This is a genomic window from Bacteroides sp. D55t1_190419_B8, from assembly GCF_015558905.1.
GTDB classification, from domain to species: domain Bacteria; phylum Bacteroidota; class Bacteroidia; order Bacteroidales; family Bacteroidaceae; genus Bacteroides; species Bacteroides vicugnae.
Window position 1 is genome coordinate 1 of record NZ_JADMOU010000014.1, and the last position, 23,364, is coordinate 23,364.

Here is a 23,364-nt window from a genome sequence, read left to right on the forward strand (position 1 = left end):
AAGGCTAAAAGCTGGGTGGGATGAAAAATATTTATCAAAACTTTTACAGGATAATGATTTTTAATGCGTCTGCCCTGTAGAGTGGAACGAATGAGATCCTCCTTATAAAAAACAGTATAACTTAGTGATTCACAAATGATTAAATAGTACATTTCATACAAATAAACAATGAACTGTTTGCAAGATGCTATTGCGTAGGAATAAGAGAACAGTACACAGAGAAAGCCATCCCTTCTGTGAATGAGAAATGCGACAGAATACGATGAGAAATACCTCTAACGAGTATGAGAAATGACCTGAATCCTGCGATATTTTGCCATAGTAGTATGAGAAATGCCTATTTAGAAATCATTTCTCATAGACTATCTATCTGATAATCTCTGCTTTATGCGAACATTATGAGAATATGAGAAATGAAAATGAAAAATCTTTTGCAGGGAAGCGGAAGTTGACAGAAAGAATGATAACCAATGAAACATATAAAATGATCATTAGCGGCATAGATAAACAGAAGAATTATTATCTTTGTTACTTGAATAAACAAAAGCAAGAATATTATGAAGAAGCTTTATCCCATCGGAATACAGAGTTTTGAAAAATTGCGTAAAGAAAATTATCTTTATATAGACAAAACTTCATTCGTGTATGAACTGGTAAAATCCGGTTCCTACTACTTTCTTAGCCGTCCCCGGCGTTTTGGGAAAAGCCTTCTTCTATCCACTTTCGAAGCTTACTTCCAAGGCAAAAAGGAGCTATTTCAAGGTCTTGCTGTTGAAAAAATGGAGAAAGACTGGATTCAATACCCCATTCTGCATCTCGACTTAAATACGCAGAAGTATGACAGCCCCGAAAGTTTGGATAATATACTTAACATGAAGCTGGATGAATGGGAATCGCTATATGGATCCAATCCGGTGGAAATAGGTGCACCTCTCCGTTTTCTCGGCATTGTTCGCCGCGCCGCTGAACAGAGTGGTCGGCGGGTAGTGATTCTCATTGATGAATATGACAAGCCGATGTTGCAGGCCATTGGGAATGAAGAATTGCAGGATAGTTATCGTGATACTTTAAAAGCGTTCTATTCAGTACTCAAAACGATGGATAAGTATATTCAATTCGCTTTTCTCACAGGAGTGACAAAGTTCGGGAAAGTGAGTGTATTCAGCGATTTGAATAATCTTAAAGATATTTCTATGGATAAACGGTATACCGAACTTTGCGGTATCACAAACGAAGAAATCCACCATTATTTAGAGACGGATTTACATATCCTTGCAGATACGCAAGGCATGAGCTATGAAGAGACGTGCCAAGAATTGAAAGAGTGCTATGACGGATACCACTTTACTTTCGATTCGGCAGGTATATATAACCCTTTCAGTTTACTGAATACATTCGACTCTATGTCATTCGGTAATTACTGGTTTGAAACCGGTACTCCTTCCTATCTCGTCAAACTTCTGAAACGGGATAATTATGACTTACACCAATTGGCCAATGATAAAGCGACTTCCGATACGCTGAATAGTATTGATTCTTCTTCCAAGAATCCTGTGCCCGTGATTTATCAGAGTGGTTATCTTACCATCAAAGATTATGATAAACGTTTCGGTATCTACTATTTAGGATTCCCCAACCGGGAAGTAGAAGAGGGATTCATTAAATACCTAGTCCCTTTTTATACTTCAATCGACGAAGGAAAGACCGCTTTCTACATTACAGAATTCGTCCATGATGTAGAAGAAGGTAATTATGAGGACTTCTTCATACGTCTGCAGAGTCTCTTTGCCGACACTCCTTACGAACTGATACGCGATTTGGAATTACATTATCAGAATGTATTATTTATCGTCAGCAAATTACTGGGGTTCTATGTACAGGCAGAGTATCACACCTCTGACGGACGCATTGATCTTACTGTACAAACTGATAAATACATTTATGTAATGGAATTCAAATTTGACGGAAGTGCGGAAGAAGCTCTTCAGCAAATTGAAGAAAAAAGATATATACTACCCTTTGCAAAAGATAATCGTAAGATTGTAAAGGTTGGGGTTAATTTCAGCTCAAAGACCCGGAATATAGAAAAATGGCTGGTGAAAGAAGTAGAATAATCAGACTTTATACCACTGTATGGATGGATGCATGTATGTATGCCATGCATAAAGTTATAAATGTACGCTTTTTGAGATAAGAACCCACGCCCGATAACTACTTTTTTTATGAACCGGCACCAATGGCAAATAGCCTGATTTTATTCTTCCTTGTTCTATCTCCAAAGGATAAGTCTCCTCCATTTCTTTATGTGCGCTCCAGGCTGCTCCTTCCGAAGGGTAATAGCTTATCTGAAAAGCTCCTGTCGAAACAGGATATATATAACGGTCATATATATGACGCGCCACCACTCCCATATTCATCCGCAAGTTGATTTCCACGCAGGGATGAATACGATAAACAGGGGAATCCGGGAAACGGCAGATCATCATATCCACTCCCAAATAACCATTATAAATAGTTCCGAACCGAAGAAGCAACTCTTGTTCAAGACGGTTACGCAGCTTATAAATTTCTTCAACAGGGATATATTCCGAAAGGTTCCGTTCGATGGCAGCATCCGAAATCAGCAAATTACCCTCATATGCCCCACTCCCACCCGTACGGAATTGAGAATATCCGGCAAAGTCAAATCTACCGTTACCCGAAGAACGAAATTCCATAGCGAAATCTTCCATCTTATTATATAAAGGTTCACCAATAACACCTCCTTGCTGATTGCCAATGCGTGAGCACCAACCGGAAATGGAAGGAGTATATACACCTTTGCACCAGTTCAATCCTTTTCCACTACCGGATAAAGGAGCTTTCAGTAAACAAGTATCATGTGATTCTACAAATGACTTCCATTCTTCGGGAATCGTCAGGTAAAAAGACTCTCCACAAAAACAAGCTCCCAGTTGTAACTGTGGTAATAGTTCCACAGCGCAGGAACGATGGGAACAAGAACGCAGTTTATCCAATTGCTCAATAGAAGGAAGTTCGCTTTCTTCCACTCCCAAATCCAACAGTCGTTTTCTTACTGCTATATCCCAGCCCCAAGGATGAATATCCAAATTCCGCTCGGAAGCAAGTTCAGGTTCTGTCATCAAATCAACCGAAAGTCCTAATAATTCCTGTATCTTCTTCACATAGTCGAGATTATAAGCGGAAGGAGCCAATACAACACTTCCCTCTTCCGCATACCACATCGGCAACAAAGCCAATTCGGATGCCATTTGCCGGGCGGAAGCCGGTGCCATATAGTTTGTTTCACCGCTGGCTAACGCCAAATCATGTTCCGGATTGAATATATAAAGAGCCTTTTTTGTCATTTTAAACGAATTCAAAACTTTATTCTGCAAATATATACAGGAAATAATCAGGAATAGCTACAATAAACAGAAAGTTGGAATTAAAAGCACAATTTTGCCATCTCTACTTTGCAAATCCTAAAAAAAGCAGTATATTTGCCACCCGAAAAACAAAGAACTGAAATGGAATCATTCTATCGCACACACGCCTACCTCGTTGAGCACACCAATGCCCCCGTTCGCCGCGATCTTATGGACGAGATCGACTGGAGCGACCGCCTGATTGGTATCAAAGGGACACGTGGCGTAGGAAAAACCACTTTCCTTCTCCAATACGCCAAAGAAAAATTCGGGAACGACCGCTCCTGCCTGTTCATCAACATGAACAACTTCTACTTCTCTGGCCACAGCATTGTAGATTTTGCTAACGAATTCCAGAAACGTGGTGGAAAAGTATTGTTGATCGACCAAGTGTTCAAACACCCGGAATGGAGCAGAGAGTTGCGCATGTGTTACGACCGTTTTCCTAATTTGAAGATTGTCTTTACCGGCTCATCCGTAATGCGACTGAAAGAGGAAAATCTTGAACTGCGTGATATTGCAAAGAGCTATAACCTGCGCGGATTCTCTTTCCGTGAATTCCTGAACTTGCAGACAGGCATGAAATTCAGGGCATACAGCCTCGAAGAAATTCTTAGCACTCACGAACAGATTGCCAAAGGAGTACTCTCCAAAGTTCGTCCGCTGGATTACTTCCAGGATTACCTGCATCATGGATTCTATCCATTCTTCCTCGAGAAGCGTAACTTTTCGGAGAATCTGCTGAAAACAATGAACATGATGGTAGAAGTAGATATCCTGCTCATCAAACAAATTGAACTGAAATATCTTTCAAAGATAAAAAAATTGCTATATTTGCTCGCTGTCGACGGACCGAAGGCTCCGAATGTGAGCCAACTGGCAAGCGACATACAGACATCTCGCGCCACGGTGATGAACTATATCAAGTATCTGGCAGATGCGCGACTCATTAATCTGGTTTATCCGAAAGGGGAAGAATTCCCTAAAAAACCGTCGAAGATAATGATGCACAACTCCAACCTGATGTACTCCATCTATCCGGTGAAAGTGGAGGAGCAGGATGTGCTCGACACATTCTTTGCAAATTCTTTATGGAAAGACCATAAGGTACATAAAGGAGATAAAAACGTCTCTTTTATGGTGGACGAAGTAATGCCGTTCAAAATTTGCCAGGAAGGCGCAAAGATCAAGAACAATCCGAATGTGACGTACGCGTTGCATAAGGCTGAAATAGGTCGGGGCAACCAGATACCTCTCTGGATGTTCGGCTTTTTATATTAAAAGATTTATTTACTTAAATATTTAATTTAGTTATGACTAAACAGAAGAAATTCATCACTTGTGATGGTAACCAGGCTGCAGCACATATCTCGTATATGTTCTCTGAAGTAGCGGCTATCTACCCCATCACTCCTTCTTCGACTATGGCTGAGTACGTAGACGAATGGGCTGCCGCAGGACGTAAGAACATCTTCGGCGAAACAGTATTGGTACAGGAAATGCAATCTGAAGGTGGTGCTGCCGGTGCAGTTCACGGTTCTCTTCAGGCTGGTGCGTTGACTACTACTTACACTGCTTCTCAGGGTCTTCTCCTGATGATCCCTAACATGTACAAAATTGCCGGTGAGTTCTTGCCTTGCGTATTCCATGTATCTGCTCGTACATTGGCTTCTCACGCATTGTGTATCTTCGGTGACCACCAAGACGTAATGTCAGCTCGTCAGACTGGCTTTGCGATGTTGGCTGAAGGCTCTGTACAGGAAGTTATGGATTTGGCTGGTGTTGCTCACTTGGCTACCATCAAATCCCGCGTTCCATTTATGAACTTCTTCGATGGTTTCCGTACATCTCACGAAATCCAAAAGATTGAAATGTTGGAAAATGATGATCTTGCTCCGCTGATCGACCAGGAAGCTTTGGCAGAATTCCGTGCCCGCGCACTGAATCCGATGAAACCGGTAGCTCGTGGTATGGCTGAAAATCCTGACCATTTCTTCCAACATCGTGAATCATGCAACAACTACTATGAAGCAGTTCCTGCTATCGTAGAAGAATACATGAATGAAATTTCTAAGATTACAGGTCGTAAATACGGTTTGTTCGATTACTATGGTGCAGAAGATGCAGAACGCGTAATTATCGCTATGGGTTCTGTAACAGAAGCTGCCCGCGAAGCTATCGACCACTTGGTAGCAAACGGCGAAAAAGTGGGTATGGTTGCCGTACACTTGTATCGTCCGTTCTCTGCTAAGCACTTCCTGGCCGCTGTACCTAAGACTGCCAAAACTATCGCAGTTCTTGACCGTACTAAAGAACCGGGTGCTAACGGTGAGCCTCTTTATCTTGACGTTAAAGACTGCTTCTACGGTGCAGAAAATGCTCCGGTTATCGTTGGCGGTCGCTACGGTTTGGGTTCAAAAGATACTACTCCTGCTCAAATCCTTTCAGTATTCGAAAACTTGGCTATGCCAATGCCAAAGAACCACTTCACTATCGGTATCGTAGACGACGTTACTTTCACTTCTCTTCCTCAAAAAGAAGAAATCGCTTTAGGCGGCGAAGGTATGTTCGAAGCTAAATTCTACGGTTTGGGTGCTGACGGTACAGTAGGTGCTAACAAGAACTCTGTGAAGATTATCGGTGACAACACCGACAAACACTGCCAGGCTTACTTCTCTTACGACTCTAAGAAATCTGGTGGTTTCACTTGTTCTCACCTGCGTTTCGGTGACACTCCGATCCGTTCCACTTATTTGGTTAATACTCCAAACTTCGTAGCTTGCCACGTTCAGGCTTACCTGCACATGTACGATGTAACTCGTGGTTTGCGTAAGAACGGTTCTTTCTTGCTGAACACAATCTGGGAAGGTGAAGAACTGGCTAAGAACCTGCCTAACAAGGTTAAGAAATATTTCGCACAGAACAACATTTCTGTATACTATATCAACGCAACACAGATTGCACTGGAAATTGGTTTAGGTAACCGTACCAATACTATCCTTCAATCTGCCTTCTTCCGTATCACAGGCGTTATTCCTGTAGAACAAGCTGTTGAGCAGATGAAGAAATTCATCGTTAAGTCTTACGGTAAGAAGGGTGAAGACGTTGTCAACAAGAACTATGCTGCCGTTGACCGTGGTGGTGAATACAAGACTTTGGCTGTTGATCCTGCTTGGGCTAACCTGCCGGATGACGCTAAAGCTGAAAACAATGATCCTGCATTCATCAACGAAGTAGTTCGTCCGATCAATGCACAAGACGGTGACTTGTTGCCAGTATCTGCATTCAAGGGTATCGAAGACGGTACTTGGTATCAAGGTACTTCTAAATACGAAAAACGTGGTGTAGCCGCATTCGTTCCCGAATGGAATCCTGAAAACTGTATCCAATGTAACAAGTGTGCATACGTTTGTCCTCACGCTTCTATCCGTCCGTTCGTACTCGATGCTGAAGAGCAGAAGGGTGCTAAGTTCGAACAACTGAAAGCGGTAGGTAAAGTATTCGATGGTATGACATTCCGTATTCAGGTTGACGTTCTCGACTGTCTGGGTTGTGGTAACTGTGCTGACATCTGTCCGGGTAATCCGAAGAAAGGTGGCAAAGCATTGACAATGAAACACCTCGAAAGCCAATTGGCTGAAGCTGACAACTGGACTTACTGTGCTGAAAACGTGAAGACTAAACAACATCTTGTTGATATCAAGTCTAACGTGAAGAACTCACAGTTCGCTACTCCGTTGTTCGAGTTCTCTGGTGCTTGCTCTGGTTGTGGTGAAACTCCGTACGTGAAATTGATTTCTCAATTGTTCGGTGACCGTGAAATGGTTGCTAACGCTACCGGATGTTCTTCTATCTACTCTGGTTCAGTTCCTTCTACTCCGTATACTACAAACGAAAACGGACACGGTCCTGCTTGGGCTAACTCACTGTTCGAAGACTTCTGTGAATTCGGTCTGGGTATGGAATTGGCTAACGAAAAGATGCGTGCCCGTATCGTGAAAGTGATGAACGAAGCTATTGCTGCTGACTGTACTCCTGCTGAAGTGAAAGAACTATTCGCTGAATGGATCAACAATATGCTGGATGCAGACAAGACTAAGGAATTGGCTGCTAAGATCATTCCTATTGTTGAAGCTAACAAAGATAAATGCAACCACTGCAAACAAATCGCTGAACTGCAACAATATCTTGTTAAACGCAGCCAGTGGATCATTGGTGGTGACGGTGCTTCTTATGATATCGGCTACGGTGGTCTTGACCATGTAATCGCTTCCGGTAAGGACGTTAACATCCTCGTTCTGGATACTGAAGTTTACTCTAACACAGGTGGTCAGTCTTCTAAGGCTACTCCGGTAGGTGCTATCGCTAAGTTCGCTGCTGCTGGTAAGCGCGTACGTAAGAAAGACCTCGGTCTGATGGCTACTACTTATGGTTATGTATATGTTGCACAGATCGCTATGGGTGCTGACCAAGCTCAAACTCTGAAAGCTATCCGTGAAGCTGAAGCATATCCTGGACCATCTTTGATTATCGCTTACGCTCCGTGTATCAACCACGGTCTGAAAGCAGGTATGGGTAAGAGTCAGGAAGAAGAAGAAAAGGCCGTTAAGTGCGGTTACTGGCACTTGTGGCGTTACAACCCTGCTTTGGAAGAAGAAGGCAAGAACCCATTCCAGTTGGATAGCAAAGAACCGAACTGGGAAGAATTCCAAGGTTTCTTGAAGGGTGAAGTTCGTTACGCTTCTGTAATGAAACAATATCCTACTGAAGCTGAAGAACTGTTCAAGGCTGCTGAAGAAAACGCAAAATGGCGTTATAACAGTTACAAACGTTTGGCTAGAGAAAACTGGGGTGCTGAATAATTAATCACACTCAGATAAATATAAAAAGGGAGTCATGCATTGAGCAGACTCCCTTTTTTATGTCTAAGCCAATTTCATATCTAGGCCGGTTTTGAATCAATTTTAGACCGTTTTTACTCTTATTCAACTACAGATTCGCATTATTTAATCAGTCTATTCATCTATTTATTCCTTTGATTTCGGTATCCAGCTATCAACCAGTTCCCGGTGTTCATCCCTCCATTTACGGGCTATTTCTTCTTCATCCATCCGGGCATCCTTCATAGCTGTCATAAAAGAGCTAAGTTCTTCTGTCGTTAATTTGATATTACCGAAAAATTCAGCGGCAAACGGGTCTTTTTCACTGAAACCTTTCCAGGCAATGGCATGTATTTCTTCCAAATCTCCATATACTTTCTTCGGATCATCCAGGAATTTCAAGTCAAACTGATCGAACATCCAATGTGGTGTCCAACCTGTAATGACAATCCATTCTCCCTTATCCATCGCTTTTTTCAAAGATGCCAACATGGTTGAACTACTTGAAGTCATAAGAGCATATCCGTCAAGTCCATAAGCAGCAATGGCCTTATCCGTAGTCTTCATAATTCCTGCCCCGGCATCAATTCCCACTATTTCAGAAGAGAAACGGTCTTTATAATCTGCCAGTTCACTAATAGATTGAATCGTGACATATTCAGGTACGACCAGCCCGATGCGAGCTTCTTCATATACCTCACCCAAGAATTCGATGCTATCACCATATTGGTCCATATAATCTTTCATCGTTATCGGTAGCCAGGCATCCAGAAAGACGTCTGACTTTTTCCGAGACATGGATACAAAAACAGGGGCAAGATCCGCATTTTGCAGTTCAACCTCATATCCATGTTCCTCCAATACCACCTTAGCCAAATGACTCATGGCAATGCCTTCCAGCCAATTGGCATAAGCTATTTTTACTTTTTTCTTATTTGGGTCGGAATTCGTGCAGGAAGCTAGCAAAAGCAGAGCGGACAGTACTATTCCTACTAATTTATATATTCTCATTTTTCTTCCTTTCTGTTTTTAGTCCTTTTGGGGTTAGTTCTTTCCATTTTAATCCTGTTTATTTTTTCTTCCTGCCATTCCTTGTGTGATACGGTCCAGAATGATAGCCAAAATAACAACTGCTATACCACCTTCAAACCCAAGTCCGATTTTCATTTGGGTAATACCTTTCAATACGATTTCTCCCAAACCACCGGCAGCAATCATTGCAGCGATTACGACCATAGAAAGTGACATCATTATTGTCTGGTTTACACCAGTCAGGATGGTGGGCAGCGCCAAAGGAAGCTGTACTTTATATAACAGCTGCCAACGGGTAGCTCCGAACGAACGGGAAGCTTCCACTACATTTTTAGGAACCTGCCGGATTCCCAACCCGGTAAGACGGACCACAGGAGGCATGGCAAATATGATTGTCGCAAAAACTCCGGGCACTGTTCCCAATCCGAAGAACAAAACAGCAGGAATCAGATAGACAAAGGCAGGCATTGTCTGCATCAAATCGAGAATAGGGCGAAGTATTTTATCCGCACGCGGACTGTTTGCTGTCCATATTCCTAAAGGTACTCCAAAAATCAGAGCCAGGCAGGTAGATGATAAAACGAGAGCCAGAGTTTGCATGGTTGCCTCCCAAAACCCCATTCCATAAATCAATAATAATCCTAATACGGTAAAAATGGAAATACCCCGTCCTGCCTTTACCCATGCAATTGCGGCAAGTACCAAAATCGTCAGATAAAATGGAATTCCGAAAAGAATGTGTTGGAAACCTGTAATGAAACTACCGATGCCTGTATTCACGGCATCAAAGAATGTGGAAAAATGTACCATCATCCAATTGATGGCAATTTCTATATATTGTCCTATATTTATCATAAGTCTATTGCGTTTTGAATTATTTCATTTATTTCTTCTTTATCTTTCCCGGTCACTTCTATGATTAAGGATGAAAGTGGGATTGTTCCCAAAAACTCGTGTGTTTCATCTATCACCCATACCGGTGAATTGCTCTTTGTCATTAGAGGAAGTATATCCTCGAGCACTGTATCACACAACACTGAATGTACTTCTTTACGCACAACCGCTTCAATGGATTTTTCCTGTTTGCTACGCAGCTTAAGCAAATCGTTCAAATGTACTTCTCCGACCAGTTTATCGTCGGCATCTATTACTGGTAATACAGTTATATTCTTCGCACGCATCTTACGAATCAAAACTTCGGGACCTTCTTTCTTCAGACGGGCTACCAACGGTTTGTCAATCATTAAAGAAGAGGCGGTAATAATTTTGCTCCTGTCCACGTTTTCAACAAAACGGGCTACATAATCGTTAGCCGGTTCAGTCAGGATTTCCTCCGAAGTACCTACCTGCACCACTTCTCCGTCTTTCATAATTGCAATACGGTCACCTAGTTTAATCGCTTCACTCAAGTCGTGGGTAATAAAGACAATCGTCTTTTTCATCTTTGATTGCAAGGCCAGTAGTTCATCCTGCATCTGCACGCGAATCAGAGGATCGAGCGCAGAGAAAGCCTCATCCATTAAAAGTACTTCGGGATTATTGGCCAGGGCACGTGCCAGTCCGACACGCTGTTGCATACCACCGGAAAGTTCACCTACCATCTGATTCTCATATCCTTTCAGCCCGACTAGCTTCATACTTTCCATGGCTTTCTTTTCACGCTCTTCTTTCTTCACTCCCTGAAGTTCAAGGCCGAACGCAATATTACTCAATACAGAACGGTGAGGCAACAAACCGAAATTCTGGAAAACCATCGCCAGCTCTTTCCGGCGAACCTGCAACAATTCTTTTTCGGATATTTTAGATATATCTACTCCATTTACAAGCACTTGTCCGGCTGTAGGACGTATCAGACGATTGATACAACGCAGTAATGTCGATTTTCCACTTCCCGAGAGCCCCATTATCACAAAAAACTCTCCTTCATTTATTGAAAGATTGGCGTCTTTCACTCCTACCGTACAACCGGTATCTTTCAGTATTTCCGCCTTACTCTTATCTTTTTTCAGCATCTTGAGTGCTTTCTGCTTCTCGTGACCAAAGATAAGGTACAAATCCTTTATTTCTATTTTACTCATATAATATATTGGTTTAGATTATAATATTTGTTTTGTTCTCAACTGCTGCGTCCATTATTCTCACTTACGATAAACAAGTTGAATATCCGCATGGTTCAATCCTGTCACATGGCAACATGACAATCCGATGAGTTTCTTAATGATAAAAAAACAGACTGAGTAGTTTAAAAGGAATAGAATTTGATAAGATTATCCTCTCAATGAACAGTAAAAAACAGTATTTTCATAAATAAATAACAGTCTGTTCTTGCATATTGTTGGCACAAAGGTAAGGAAAATAGATTAAACATGCAAATTTTATTCAGAAGTGGAGTAATTCCAAAGATGCTTTTTCAGGTCTACACATCCATTTTGCTTGAAAGAAATCCCCTCTTCCAGCAAGAGCTGCTTTTGCTCTGTCCAACCGGGTACAAGGCGTCCCGACACATTGACAACCCGGTGACAGGGTGCAGATAAATCATCCGGAATCTGCTTCAAAGCACGCCCCACCATACGGGAACATTGAGGCATTCCCAATAATGCTGCGATTCCTCCATAGGTAGAAACCTTACCTACCGGAATTTCCCGGACAACCTGATACACCTCTCGACAAAAGGATGCGGAAAGGCTCGCCTTGTCTACTTTATAATCTTTCATCACCTAAACTTTACTTATTCACTCCTAAAACTAAATAAAAAGAAAAGAATCTGCAAATAATATCGCCTCTACAATCATAAACACCCCAACCTTAGCCGTTTCTTCTATATGTATGTACGCCAGGTTTGCGCAATTCACGCCTAAAACATAGTACATACACTTTTACTATACCTCAATCAAAGAAATAAATGCTATCCTTTCCGCTTCAACAGATCCGTCGGGCTTTCTCCAAACTGTTCCCGATAACATTTGGTAAAATAAGAGGGAGAACTGAAACCAACCTCATAACCAATCTCCGCCACTGTCATATCCGAGGAAGCAAGCAAAGAAGCTGCTTTTTTCAAACGGGCGATGCGAAGCAATTCATTCGGAGAATAATTAGTCAGGGATTTGATTTTACGATAGAGTTGCACACGGCTTAATCCCATATCTTTGCCCAAGTCTTCCACATTCAGATTAGAGTCTCCCATCTTAGCCTCAATCAAAGCCTTGAATTTCTCCACAAAGTCTTTGTCCATATCGCAGACATCTTCTTTGGCCAATGTCTGCCCGTCACCAAAGAATTGTTTCAGACGACGATGTGAGTCTATCAGGTTGCGGACACGTGCCACCAGTAATTGCGAACTGAAAGGTTTGGATATATAGGAGTCTGCTCCGCCATCATATCCTTGAATCCGTTGTTCGTCCAGAGAACAGGCTGTCAACAGAATGACAGGGATATGACACGTTTGCAATTCGCTTTTCAAACGACGACAACATTCAATTCCATCTATTCCGGGCATCATTACGTCGGAGATAATCAAGTCTGGGACATATTTCATAGCTTTACGAATACCTTCCGAGCCGTCTGCAGCTTCTATAACAGTATAATCGGTATGGAGCAATCCGTGCACATATAAGCGAATATCAGCGTTATCATCAATAATCAGAACGCAAGGTTTGGAAGAGTCGTAGCTTTTTTCCAATTCCTCTTCTTCGTAAGTTAAAGCATCATTCAAGCTCGAAGAACCGGAATAACCGGAAGTTGCAGGAGTTACGGGAGCCCCAGCAACGGCAGAGATTGCTGCATCGGTGGAGGTTACAGAAGTAGCAGGCACAGAGAATGCCGGAAAGTTTTCAGAAATAACAGTCTCGCAAGTCTGTACAGGCAAATCAATGGTAAAGATAGTTCCCTGCTTTTCATCACTTTCCACCGTGATGGTACCTTTATGCAATTCCACAAAAGCCTTTACCAATGCCAATCCAATACCCGAACCGGCATGGTGCATATCTATCTTATAAAAACGGTCGAAAATATTCCGGATATGCTCCGCAGAAATCATTGAACCGGTATTGGCAACGGTAAAGCGAATCCAGCAATGATCGTCTTTAGTCAGGGAAGATAAGCGTACAGTTACTTTTCCGTTTTCCGGAGTAAATTTGAAAGCGTTGGAAAGGAGGTTGAAATAGATGCGTTCCAATTTCTCTGCATCTGCCAACGTGCGGTAATCCGTATCCGGCATATAATCGAATGAGAAATGAATATGTTTCTTCCGGGCTGCAGCCATGAAAGATTCGTTCCATCCCTCAAAAGAAGAAAGAATGTCTAACGAAATAGGAGTATATTCCATTTTTCCATTCTCATACTTACGAAAATCCAGAATCTGATTGACAAGATGCAAGAGGATATTCACGTTTCGCTGAACTAACAATAACATTCGTCGCTGGTCTTCATTCAAAGACGAATCAGCCAGTAAATGCTCTACCGGGTCGGCAACTAATGTCAGTGGAGTACGAAAATCGTGAGATATATTTGTGAAGAAAACCAGCTTGGCATGAGTCGCTTCTTCCAGTTGGTGAGAAAGCTGGATAAGCTGATCCCGCTGTTCCTCAAGTTTGTCCCGCTGTTCTTCAAGAATATCCCGCTGCTCTTCGAGTTTATCGCGTTGTTGCTCTACTTGTTTCTTCTGTTCGGACAACTCTTTATTCAGGCGATTCTTGGAACGGAGGGATTTATAAACTACCAACAACAATCCCGCTACTAATAAAAGAATAACCAAGCCGCCATACATCACGACCTGCTGCGTAGCTACACGCGACAGATACCCACCGATACGTCCGTTCAATGTTTCAATCTTCTGATCCAGTTCCGAGATATGGGTAGTCTGAAGTTGCATAACGTGCGCGTTCGTGCGGTCTACAACGGCAGTATTCATGACCGTTTCGCGAGGATAAGGCTTCTTCTCAAGAATATTCATAGCCAGTTGCATCACTTTGTCCCCATTAGTCGGATAAATAAAAGTTGCATCCAGCACATTGTCAAGCACCAATTCAAGCCCATTTCCTTTGCCGGGCAGTGCATCAATGCCAACAAAAATCATTTCTTTTTCACGTCCGGCTTTCTTCGCAGCCTGATAAGCTCCCGGAGCGATACGGTCGTTATGTGCATACACCGCATCAATCTTCGGATGACGGCGAAGCATACTATCCATTTCCACTTCTGCCGGTTCACGTTCCCAAGCAGCATCCGCTTTATCAATCAGTTTGATATCCGGATAATTGCTGATAGCGGCCATAAATCCCTGATGGCGTTCCATGGCAGGGGTGGAACCACCCAGTCCGGTAAGCTCCACTACATTCCCTTTCCCTTTCAGACTTGATGCGATATAATTTCCTACCGCACGACCTATTTCATAATTATCGGCACCGATATAGGCAGTATATTTATCAGAAAGTATCTTCCGGTCTACAAGAATGACGGGTATTCCTTTCTGATAGGCCTCCTCCACAATTGGAGTCATGGGAGCCGCTTCATTGGCGGAAATTATCAGTAAATCAACTCCTTTATCTATAAAATAATGAACATCTTCCGCCTGCTTACGGTTATCATCCGCCGCCGAGCGGATTTCAACCGATACTCCATCATAAAACATCGCTTCACGAAGAATCTCATCATTCATCTTGTGCCGCCAAGAGTCATCGCTGCATTGGGCCACCCCAATACGGAAACGAGGCGCATCCTGCCGACAGGCCGCCAAGCCCAAAAGACAAAACAAGACTGTTATCCACTTCGTATATTTCATCGCTTCAATCATTCCCTTTCTTTCGTATATCTTTTGTATTTCTTTCTGTAATCCAAATTTCTCTCCCCGCATTATTTGCATTCACCACCGGGAAATACATCAGTTCCACTTTCACAGGGTTCAGCGTGTATTTTCCAGTAAAACGTGGAAGCAAAAGAACCGTAAACTGATAAGTACCTACCGGTAATTTTTCGCTAAAGATAACAGTTTTCTCTTTAAAATACTCACGATACACTTCAGAACGAGAGAAATTAACAGGTTTTGAGGCATAACTACAACCTGCCGGAACAGGAACTTCAAGCATCACGTATTGCGCACCCTCCTGTTTCACCTGCAAGGTAACTGTCAATGTAACAGGTACACCCGCCACCAAAGAATCTTTGTCCAAAGTCGCCTCCACCTTGAAAGCATCACTCTGACGAGCATCCATCACACGCTTCATTGAATAGACACTATACAATAAAGGCTCTTTTCCCGTTTTTGAAATAAGCAGACTGTCGCCTGCTGTCAGCCGGGTATGGTAAGGAAAATCCGTAATCCGTTGGTGATCCTTACCGCTCACAGATACCGATGTTCCTGACATCCCTCCGGAATCTGCCAGCAAATCGGTCAGAACAGTTGTCACAGCCGAAGAAGCCTGATACGTATTCCATCCGTGCTCCTTAGTCCGCAAAATATGCAATTGCATATTTTCTTTCAACTTACACAGAGAAGAGTCATTTTTAATAATCCGGTAGGCTATCAATGTATTTATCAGCTGATTTCCCTCCCAATAATAAGTACGCCGTCCGTCGTCACAGTAAACACCTCCGAGCAGATCCTTTTTCAGATAAGGACGTACACTATCACCCACATTCACCGAATCCACCTGTTGCTTGATTTCCCAGAGAAGCAGTTTCTCTTTCAGGTAGGAAAGAGGACGATAATACTTGTTTCTATTTGCCAACGAGTCTTCTTTCTGTTCCAATTGCCGGACGAAAGGTTCCAATAATCTGACTGCCGAAGAATAATCCGCCTCCACTTTCCACTCATGAAGAGCATGAACTATTTCTATATCTTCCAGTTTCATTCCTCGATAAGGACTCGTATGAGCATACTCCACTTTCAAACCATTCAGATTCAACTCCACAGGATAACCTGCATCTTGCGCCATCTTCAAAGCCCGCAGGATATGCGCAGACATCCAGAAAGAAGTATTTTCAGAGTTCCCCCACCACGACCATAACTGATGTTTGTTCTGATGATTCGTCAGTCGATGGATAATAGATCGGATCGCTTTGTCTACTTTCACCTTTTCCCCCTTACTCTGCATATACTGTTGGTAAGCCAGCAGACCGATCAACTTGGATGCCAGCTGCTCATTGCACAAATATTTGTATCCTGTCAGATAATTCACCGATTCTTTATAGATATCCAACTGATTATCGGTGATACTCACTATCACTTCTTCATCCTCGCCGGATTGCACTTTGACCGTTTTTGCATCGGACAGAATCCCCAATGTGCCCTGTGCCAATTCAGTTCCCTGTGGTAGTATCGGAATCGTATATTCCTCTCCATCCTGATAGCCATCGTCGCGAGTGAAAAGATAGCTGATGGTCACGCTATCGGCATGAGCTGCCTGCATCGGCACTGTTTCATGAAATCCCTCCGTGAAACTCACCTCCTGCCGTTTCAATGTATCCGTTCCGACGCAGAACTGTGTTTTTCCGGCTATGTGCTGCCCATCCAGATAATTGCGGATAGTCCCGACCACCGTACTCTGATCCCCCTCCACCAAGAAACGGGGAGTTTTCAACTCCGCCATCAACGGTTTGTAAGAGCGGACGGAACGTCGGAAAGTACCCGTCTGCAAACGACGGTTCATACCATAAACGACAGTCTCCCATTTCGTTACGTTATCGGGGAAAGTTGTTTCAAACTGTACCGTTCCGGTTTTATCCGTAAACAAACGAGGTTGCCAGAAAGCCACATCCGAAAAATTCCGACGCAAGCCGTTCAATTGCATAAGTTCATTATACAACTGTTCGGTATCCGCTTCTTCTTTCGCTTCCCGATCCTGCTCCTCCAATTTCTCCAAAGGTGCGGTTGCAGCAGCAGAAGAAGAACCAGTCATTAGTCCGGCAACGGATCCCGTCAACGAATATCTTGAACGCGTGCCGTATCCTACAACGACCACTTCCTCCAGCGTCTGACTATTTTCTTCCAAAGTAACCAACAGATTGGCTCCGGGAGTTGCTCTCATCTCCTGCTGTTTAAAGCCGACATAGCTAAACAAGAGCTGCTCCCCTCCCCTGTCACAATCCATTTCAAAATATCCGTCCATGTCGGTGATCGTTCCCTCCGTCGTTCCTTTCACCACCACGCTACACCCGATTAAAGGCTCTCCGGTAGCATCCGTCACATAACCGGAGACTTTACCGCCATAATTGCGTACATACTGCCTGATTCTCATTTCCCTGTGACCAAGAAAGTTTGTACCGATCCTGCCAATTCCTCTTCCCAGCAAGAGCCACCCAGATGACAACGAATCACGTTCATGTAGAGGCAGAGACTCCATATCTACATCCAGATAGGTATATGATTGTATCTTCAGAGCATCCTGTTTCAGATACTTTCCATTGTTATAAAGTAAAATCGCATCATACGTTCCGGCAGGAAATTTGGAGTATATCCTGTTCATCTGCACCAAGGTATCCGGATAAACCAGTTCTCCGGTAGTGCAGTCTTTAAAGAGCAAATTAGCCACTCCGGTAGAATCTTTTTCTTCCGGAAGCCGGAAATTCAGCGTCTTATCCGGTAGGGAGAAATAAATCCGGGTAGGATGCCAACTCTTCCCCTTGCGAAGTTCTGCCACCAGACTACAGAATCTTTCCGGTGATAAGTGGTAATCATTCAAAGTCGGAATCTTTGCCACAGACGAAAAATTCAAATAAGCCGGACACAGTTCCTCATCCTTATATTTATAAACCACATTGCCCTCGAATTCATAAGAGAAACCTCCCTCATGCCGATACAACACACCATTCATATATTTCCAAGGTCCCGGCTCCACAGGACCTGCCAATATCTTTTTCTTGTAGCGCGACAGCTCCATGAGTGAAACCGGAAACTGCTTTCCATTATGTTCGAGCGAAGTATATACCGCCCCATCCATCACCGGAAGACGGCAAAGATACCGTTCATAACGCTTCTTCTCTTCCGAAGTAAATTTATACTCATCATATTTCCCTTTCTTCTGCCGCAACCAGACTACTTCCACTCCTTGCGGCAACTGATTCATATCGAAACTCAAAATCGTTTTCTTGCCCCGGTCGAAAGCCAGAGAATCAATGATGAAAGCCCTGTCGTGCATTCGCAACGTTATCTTCTGCTTTCCCGAAGGATGCAATACAGGAAAAGAATACTGCTTGGGCTGTTCCGTCCACGAAAAATAGCAGGGAACATCGTTCTGCTCAATCACATAGATATTCACCGCTCGTCCGTTCAGCATCACATAAGGAGCAAACTGGGTGGTTCCATCCGGTGTGTCAACCGTCTGACGGAACAGCTTTCCCGCAGGATAAGCAAACTGATAATAAGGCAACTTATCCAAATGAAGCAACTGGTTCCAATGCTGATAATCCAATGTGGCCGTATGCAGATACTCTTTTTGCTTCATTGAGTAGGAAGCACGTTGCTCGCGTGGACGGGGTGCACTCCCGTAATAGGGTAAATCAGGTACGTGATAATCCAGCTGCGTGTTGACCGCAAAAGCTGTCAGATCGACGTTGGATACCGGACGCCCTTGTATATTGGTCACGTTCAGTTTTGTTTTCACTTTCTGACCGGGATACACTCGTTCCGGCAAATCAGATTCAATCACCAGCCGTTCGGAGGGTGAAGTGTACGAGCGTTTCAACATACATTCCTTATTCCCCATGAAATAAAATACTTCTACGTAATAGACGGAAGAGGGATCGATCTCTCCGGATTTGTGTTCCATCTCTTTTCCCGAACCTTTCTGCAACAGGCGGTTGCCTTGATACACATACCAGGAAAGCTCCAGCTGCAAAGGATTGGAAAGGGAGACACAGAACGAATCTTTTTCTATGCCGCCATTCAGTTCCAGTTTGGAGTCAAGTGCGGCGGAAGCAATCGTCGTTTCATATCCTGTTTCCGGTATTTTGAAACGATAGTCCGTCACTGCCTGATTGAACGGTTCGCGATAGGGCAAACGCACTTTCTTCACTTCTTTCTTTTCACCATAGGTCAGTTCGGCTGCCACAGGACGCTCCACTCCCAAGTCGAAGAATGAAAAGCAAATGGTATCCGCCTGCGTAGTGCACTGCATATCATAGCACGAATAGTAGAAAGTCGCTTTGCTCTGCTGCTCCAAACGGTTATTGTCTGCCGTAAGCAAAACTACATTCACTGCATAGAAGCAATCGGAAGCTCCGAATATCCGAGCAGGAATATCTACCGAGGCTTTCCCGGAAGCATCCAGTTCCGCCTGCACGGACATCAGTGTATCGGGCAAAGAAAGTATCTGCGCATACGACTTCAGTACCTGCTGTCTGCCCACAGTCACTTTTACATTCACCTCCCGCAAAGGAAGTCCGTTGGCATCCGTTGCACTGATATCCATGCGGTTACTCTGCGGTGCATATTGCACATTCGAAGCCAGCTTCACCAACAACTTGTTTCCGTTCAGTTCGTAGTCTTCATATTTGAAATTGGTGGAGGCTACGATGCGTCCCCGCTTATCGCGAAGCTGTACAGTATATCTCTGATCGAGCTTCAGATTCAATGAATCCGCCAACAGGAATTCTCCGGCGAAGCCTCCCGGATGGTAAGGGACGACGGACATTATCTTCTTATAGTCACGCCAGGAAGAACCGACACGCATCCACAATGAAAGTTCCTGTTTCAAAGGGCGTTTATGTTCGGAGAGAGCATAAGACTTGAAACGGACAGTTTCGCCCGGTCTGTATTTATTCTTGTCAGTAATCAGGTAACTATAAAACTCCGGTGCATCTTGCCGGTCATAATCATTTTTATACCAGGGTGGTACAAGGTGTTTCCTCAAATCGAATACCGCACGAAACTTATCCACTTCAACCGTCAAAATGTGCTGTTCTTTCTGGGACCAGTTATCGTCAGTATATGTCTGACTGTCTTCATCGTAATAAACAACCTTGCTGCCTACCCGCACTTTGGCATCTTTCCTGATTGTTCCCCCGGCATCAACCACCTGCAAGGTAAGTACACCATACTCCTTGAAAAGGAAAACATGAAAAGGAATCACCGGAGCATAACGGTAATGAACTTCGTTCCGCTCTACATCAGCCAGCAGAAAATGCCCTTTGACCGGAGGGTTGTTCCAAGTTTCCGTGAAACGGGCAAAAGGAGTCTGCTGTATTTTTTTCCACTGTTTCTGTCGGAGTTTGCCTTTGAGAAGTTTCAAGGCCTCTTTGTTGGTCAGTTCGAAAACGATCGTTTCGGAAGAGGCATCGTCCCAGAGCATCGGTTGTCCGAATGCTCCATTGGCAAAAAGCAGGACTCCCAATAACAACAGGCTCTTTAGCTGGCATAGCATTGTGTTCATGGTATTCGATAAATAGATTGATTGAGAACAAAAATAGAAAATAAAACTGTGAGTATGCTATAAATCATCCGATTATTCGCAATCTTATCCTCTGAAAAAAAGTAAAAATAGTCCCCATACTTACCCAAGAAACCATTAACAAACGTATAAAGCGTGATACAAACACTTAATTGATGTTATAAAACATCTCTTTTTATTTGGATTATTTGCAAAGTTGACAGAAGTCCGTATCTTTGCAATGTGTTTTTCATAGTATTAGATTTAAGGTTAACAAAGGTTGGAGCAAGGCGTTGCTCCTTTTTTTATGCCTGTATCTTTCGTACGTACAAAAAACAAGAGGTACACCCCCACGAAATGAAATATACCTCTATGCTTACTATCAATAAAAGAATTACATCAGTCTATCTTTCAAAACCTGCGGAAGTTCGGGCATCGCACCGCTCTGTGTGCAGACATAAGCAGAAACCTCGACAGCCAGTTTATGCGCTTCGGGCACCGGTTTTCCATTGAGAATGGAAGCACAGAAAGCAGCCGTAAAAGAATCGCCTGCACCCACTGTGTCGGCAACCGGTACTTTGGGCGTCTCCTGGAAAGAGACAACGCCCGGAGTGAACACATAGCTGCCATTGATTCCACAAGTGAGAATCAGCATCTTCAGGTTGTATTTTGCCAACAGAATCCAGCATTTATCCTGCAAGTCGATACCGGGATAACCAAACATGCGGCTGATAGTTACCAATTCCTCGTCATTTATCTTCAATACGTTGCAACGACGGAACGATTCGCGCAGTACCTCTTTAGAGTAGAAATCCTGGCGGAGATTGATATCAAATATCTTGAGCTGTCCGTCTATATCGGGCATCGTATCCAGAAAGCGATTGATAGTGGCACGGCTCACGTCATTACGTTGAGCCAGCGAACCGAAGCAAACAGCACGTGTGCTCAAGGCCAGACGTTTCAGCTCATCCGTAAAGGGAATGTTGTCCCACGCCACACCCTCTTTGATTTCGTAACAAGGCACGCCCTCGTCATCGAGCGTCACCTGCACCGTACCGGTAGGATAGTCTACCTGTTCAATCTGCATCTTCAACTTCTTCTCGTTGAATACTTTCAGAATTTCTTCTCCCAGTTCATCCCTGCCTACGGCACTCACTACACGACTGTCAAAACCAAACTGTGATACATGATAGGCAAAGTTTGCCGGAGCACCACCGATTTTCTTTCCTTCGGGCAACACATCCCAAAGTGCTTCGCCCATTCCTACAATTATATTATTCATGATATACAGGTTTTATTATTTCCAAAGTTATAAAATTATTTTCTGATACGGAACGTATAATACAAGAGATAAAGCACGCCCACCGTCATTACGGCGATAGCACCATTCTGTCCCATGGAAGTATCCGAAGCCACTCCCATTGCCAACGGAAACACCGTCCCACCGAAAAGTCCCATAATCATCAAGCCGGAAACTTCGTTTTTCTTACCCGGCAGATAAAGCAATGCCTGCGAGAAGATAACGGAAAATACATTAGAGTTGCCGAAACCAATCAAAGCAATGCAAGCATAGATAATTGCCTTTTCATGGAAGATAAACAAACCGATCATGGCAATCAACATCATCACCACACTAATGCCGAAGAAAGATTTCGGAGACATCTTACGCAAGATGAAAGAACCCAGAAAGCAACCTGCCGTACGGAAAATAAAATAAAGACTGGTTGCAAAAGCAGCATCATCCAATCCCATGCCGATGCGCTCCATCAAAATCTTCGGGGCGGTAGTATTCGTACCTACGTCAATGCCGACATGACACATGATACCAATGAAACAAAGCAGAATAAACGGCTTGCCAAGCAGGGCGATGCATTGTCCGAAAGTAGACGGTTTGCCCTCTTCTTTTTCCTCTTCAATTTGTGTGACATTGAGTAGAAGAATAGCGATGACGGCCACAATCATATAAATAGGGAACAGGATGCGCCAGCCTAGATCGAAAGTCGGAATGGCCTGTGTCGCTCCCCACATGGCGATGTAAGGTGCCAGAAAAGAAGCAATGGCCTTCACAAACTGGCCGAAAGTCAGACTACTTGCCAGGCGGTCGCCACGCACGATATTGGAAAGTAACGGATTCAAAGAAGTCTGCATCAACGCATTTCCGATGCCCAGGAGGGAGAAAGAAATCAGCATCAGCATATAGCTGTCGCCGAAAACGGGTAGCAACAGAGAAGCGAAAGTCACAATCAAACTAAGCAATACTGTTTTCTTCTGACCAATGCGGCTCATCAGCATGCCGGTGGGTACGGAGAAAATCAGGAACCAGAAGAATACCAGTGACGGAAAGATATTCGCCTGTGAGTCCGACAGACCGAGGTCTGCCTTTACGTAATTGGAGGCAATGCCTACCAGGTCAACGAATCCCATGGCGAAGAAGCAAAGCATCACCGGGATTAGTTTGGAGAGGGAAGAGTTTTTACTGTTTTCCATTATTTTATCTTTTATATGATGAATTCTGTTTCCATAGGGCGGAGCACATAACCCTATAGCAATGTATGCATCAGTCCTTTATATAGTTGATGTATCTCCCGTTCCTTGTTACTTTAAAGCTACGGTCTTGTTGGGTTACCACGGCCGTGACGAACTAACAGAACCGTAGCTTTTGGA

At 43.6% G+C, this 23,364-nt stretch carries 12 protein-coding genes; 3 read left to right on the forward strand and 9 right to left on the reverse strand.

Annotated features, from left to right (window positions below; translation table 11 throughout):
• Nucleotides 1–557: 557 nt before the first annotated feature.
• The gene (locus I2I13_RS13425; RefSeq protein ID WP_195649701.1) at nt 558–2,114 is read left to right on the forward strand and encodes an ATP-binding protein; all 1,557 of its coding nucleotides are present in this window, start codon (nt 558–560) and stop codon (nt 2,112–2,114) included.
• A 54-nt stretch (nt 2,115–2,168) separates the two neighbouring features.
• Here I2I13_RS13425 and I2I13_RS13430 read toward each other — a convergent pair whose 3' ends face one another.
• Nucleotides 2,169–3,368 (reverse strand): hypothetical protein, encoded by a 1,200-nt coding sequence (locus tag I2I13_RS13430; RefSeq protein ID WP_195649702.1) that lies wholly within the window; start codon nt 3,366–3,368, stop codon nt 2,169–2,171.
• Nucleotides 3,369–3,530: 162 nt separating this feature from the next.
• On the opposite strand from I2I13_RS13430, the gene I2I13_RS13435 reads away from it, so the two are divergent.
• Nucleotides 3,531–4,709: an ATP-binding protein gene (locus I2I13_RS13435; protein WP_008651863.1), complete on the forward strand. Its 1,179-nt coding sequence runs from the start codon at nt 3,531–3,533 to the stop codon at nt 4,707–4,709.
• A gap of 32 nt (nt 4,710–4,741) precedes the next feature.
• Complete coding sequence (gene nifJ / locus I2I13_RS13440) at nt 4,742–8,290, forward strand: pyruvate:ferredoxin (flavodoxin) oxidoreductase (protein ID WP_008651866.1); 3,549 nt, start codon at nt 4,742–4,744, stop codon at nt 8,288–8,290.
• 165 nt (nt 8,291–8,455) lie between these two features.
• Here the strand turns inward: nifJ and I2I13_RS13445 are convergent, their stop codons facing one another.
• From I2I13_RS13445 to I2I13_RS13480, 8 genes are all read right to left on the reverse strand, one after another.
• Nucleotides 8,456–9,319, reverse strand: coding sequence for a glycine betaine ABC transporter substrate-binding protein (locus I2I13_RS13445; protein ID WP_008651869.1), 864 nt, complete (start codon nt 9,317–9,319; stop codon nt 8,456–8,458).
• Nucleotides 9,320–9,367: 48 nt separating this feature from the next.
• A complete protein-coding gene (locus tag I2I13_RS13450; protein WP_008651872.1) occupies nt 9,368–10,195 on the reverse strand; it encodes a proline/glycine betaine ABC transporter permease in 828 nt (275 codons plus the stop codon).
• A complete protein-coding gene (locus I2I13_RS13455; protein ID WP_008651874.1) occupies nt 10,192–11,418 on the reverse strand; it encodes a glycine betaine/L-proline ABC transporter ATP-binding protein in 1,227 nt (408 codons plus the stop codon). The genes I2I13_RS13450 and I2I13_RS13455 overlap by 4 nt, the downstream gene beginning before the upstream one ends.
• Before the next feature lie 297 nt (nt 11,419–11,715).
• On the reverse strand, nt 11,716–12,054 hold the full coding sequence (locus I2I13_RS13460) for an MGMT family protein (protein WP_099146077.1): 339 nt from the start codon (nt 12,052–12,054) through the stop codon (nt 11,716–11,718).
• A gap of 191 nt (nt 12,055–12,245) precedes the next feature.
• Nucleotides 12,246–15,116, reverse strand: a complete 2,871-nt coding sequence (locus I2I13_RS13465; protein WP_334313154.1) for a substrate-binding domain-containing protein — start codon at nt 15,114–15,116, stop codon at nt 12,246–12,248.
• A 4-nt stretch (nt 15,117–15,120) separates the two neighbouring features.
• Complete coding sequence (locus tag I2I13_RS13470) at nt 15,121–20,703, reverse strand: carboxypeptidase-like regulatory domain-containing protein (protein ID WP_195649704.1); 5,583 nt, start codon at nt 20,701–20,703, stop codon at nt 15,121–15,123.
• A 391-nt stretch (nt 20,704–21,094) separates the two neighbouring features.
• On the reverse strand, nt 21,095–21,982 hold the full coding sequence (locus I2I13_RS13475; protein ID WP_004311736.1) for a carbohydrate kinase: 888 nt from the start codon (nt 21,980–21,982) through the stop codon (nt 21,095–21,097).
• A 35-nt stretch (nt 21,983–22,017) separates the two neighbouring features.
• The gene (locus I2I13_RS13480) at nt 22,018–23,187 is read right to left on the reverse strand and encodes an MFS transporter (RefSeq protein WP_074556869.1); all 1,170 of its coding nucleotides are present in this window, start codon (nt 23,185–23,187) and stop codon (nt 22,018–22,020) included.
• Nucleotides 23,188–23,364 lie beyond the last annotated feature (177 nt).

Excerpts from the sequence above, each read along its gene's own strand:
- nifJ (WP_008651866.1), top strand. The coding sequence starts at position 4,742 with ATGACTAAACAGAAGAAATTCATCACTTGTGATGGTAACCAGGCTGCA.
- I2I13_RS13450 (WP_008651872.1), bottom strand. The coding sequence starts at position 10,195 with ATGATAAATATAGGACAATATATAGAAATTGCCATCAATTGGATGATG.
- I2I13_RS13475 (WP_004311736.1), bottom strand. The coding sequence starts at position 21,982 with ATGAATAATATAATTGTAGGAATGGGCGAAGCACTTTGGGATGTGTTG.
- I2I13_RS13465 (WP_334313154.1), bottom strand. The coding sequence starts at position 15,116 with ATGAAATATACGAAGTGGATAACAGTCTTGTTTTGTCTTTTGGGCTTG.
- I2I13_RS13455 (WP_008651874.1), bottom strand. The coding sequence starts at position 11,418 with ATGAGTAAAATAGAAATAAAGGATTTGTACCTTATCTTTGGTCACGAG.
- I2I13_RS13425 (WP_195649701.1), top strand. The coding sequence starts at position 558 with ATGAAGAAGCTTTATCCCATCGGAATACAGAGTTTTGAAAAATTGCGT.
- I2I13_RS13445 (WP_008651869.1), bottom strand. The coding sequence starts at position 9,319 with ATGAGAATATATAAATTAGTAGGAATAGTACTGTCCGCTCTGCTTTTG.
- I2I13_RS13470 (WP_195649704.1), bottom strand. The coding sequence starts at position 20,703 with ATGAACACAATGCTATGCCAGCTAAAGAGCCTGTTGTTATTGGGAGTC.
- I2I13_RS13460 (WP_099146077.1), bottom strand. The coding sequence starts at position 12,054 with ATGAAAGATTATAAAGTAGACAAGGCGAGCCTTTCCGCATCCTTTTGT.
- I2I13_RS13480 (WP_074556869.1), bottom strand. The coding sequence starts at position 23,187 with ATGGAAAACAGTAAAAACTCTTCCCTCTCCAAACTAATCCCGGTGATG.
- I2I13_RS13430 (WP_195649702.1), bottom strand. The coding sequence starts at position 3,368 with ATGACAAAAAAGGCTCTTTATATATTCAATCCGGAACATGATTTGGCG.
- I2I13_RS13435 (WP_008651863.1), top strand. The coding sequence starts at position 3,531 with ATGGAATCATTCTATCGCACACACGCCTACCTCGTTGAGCACACCAAT.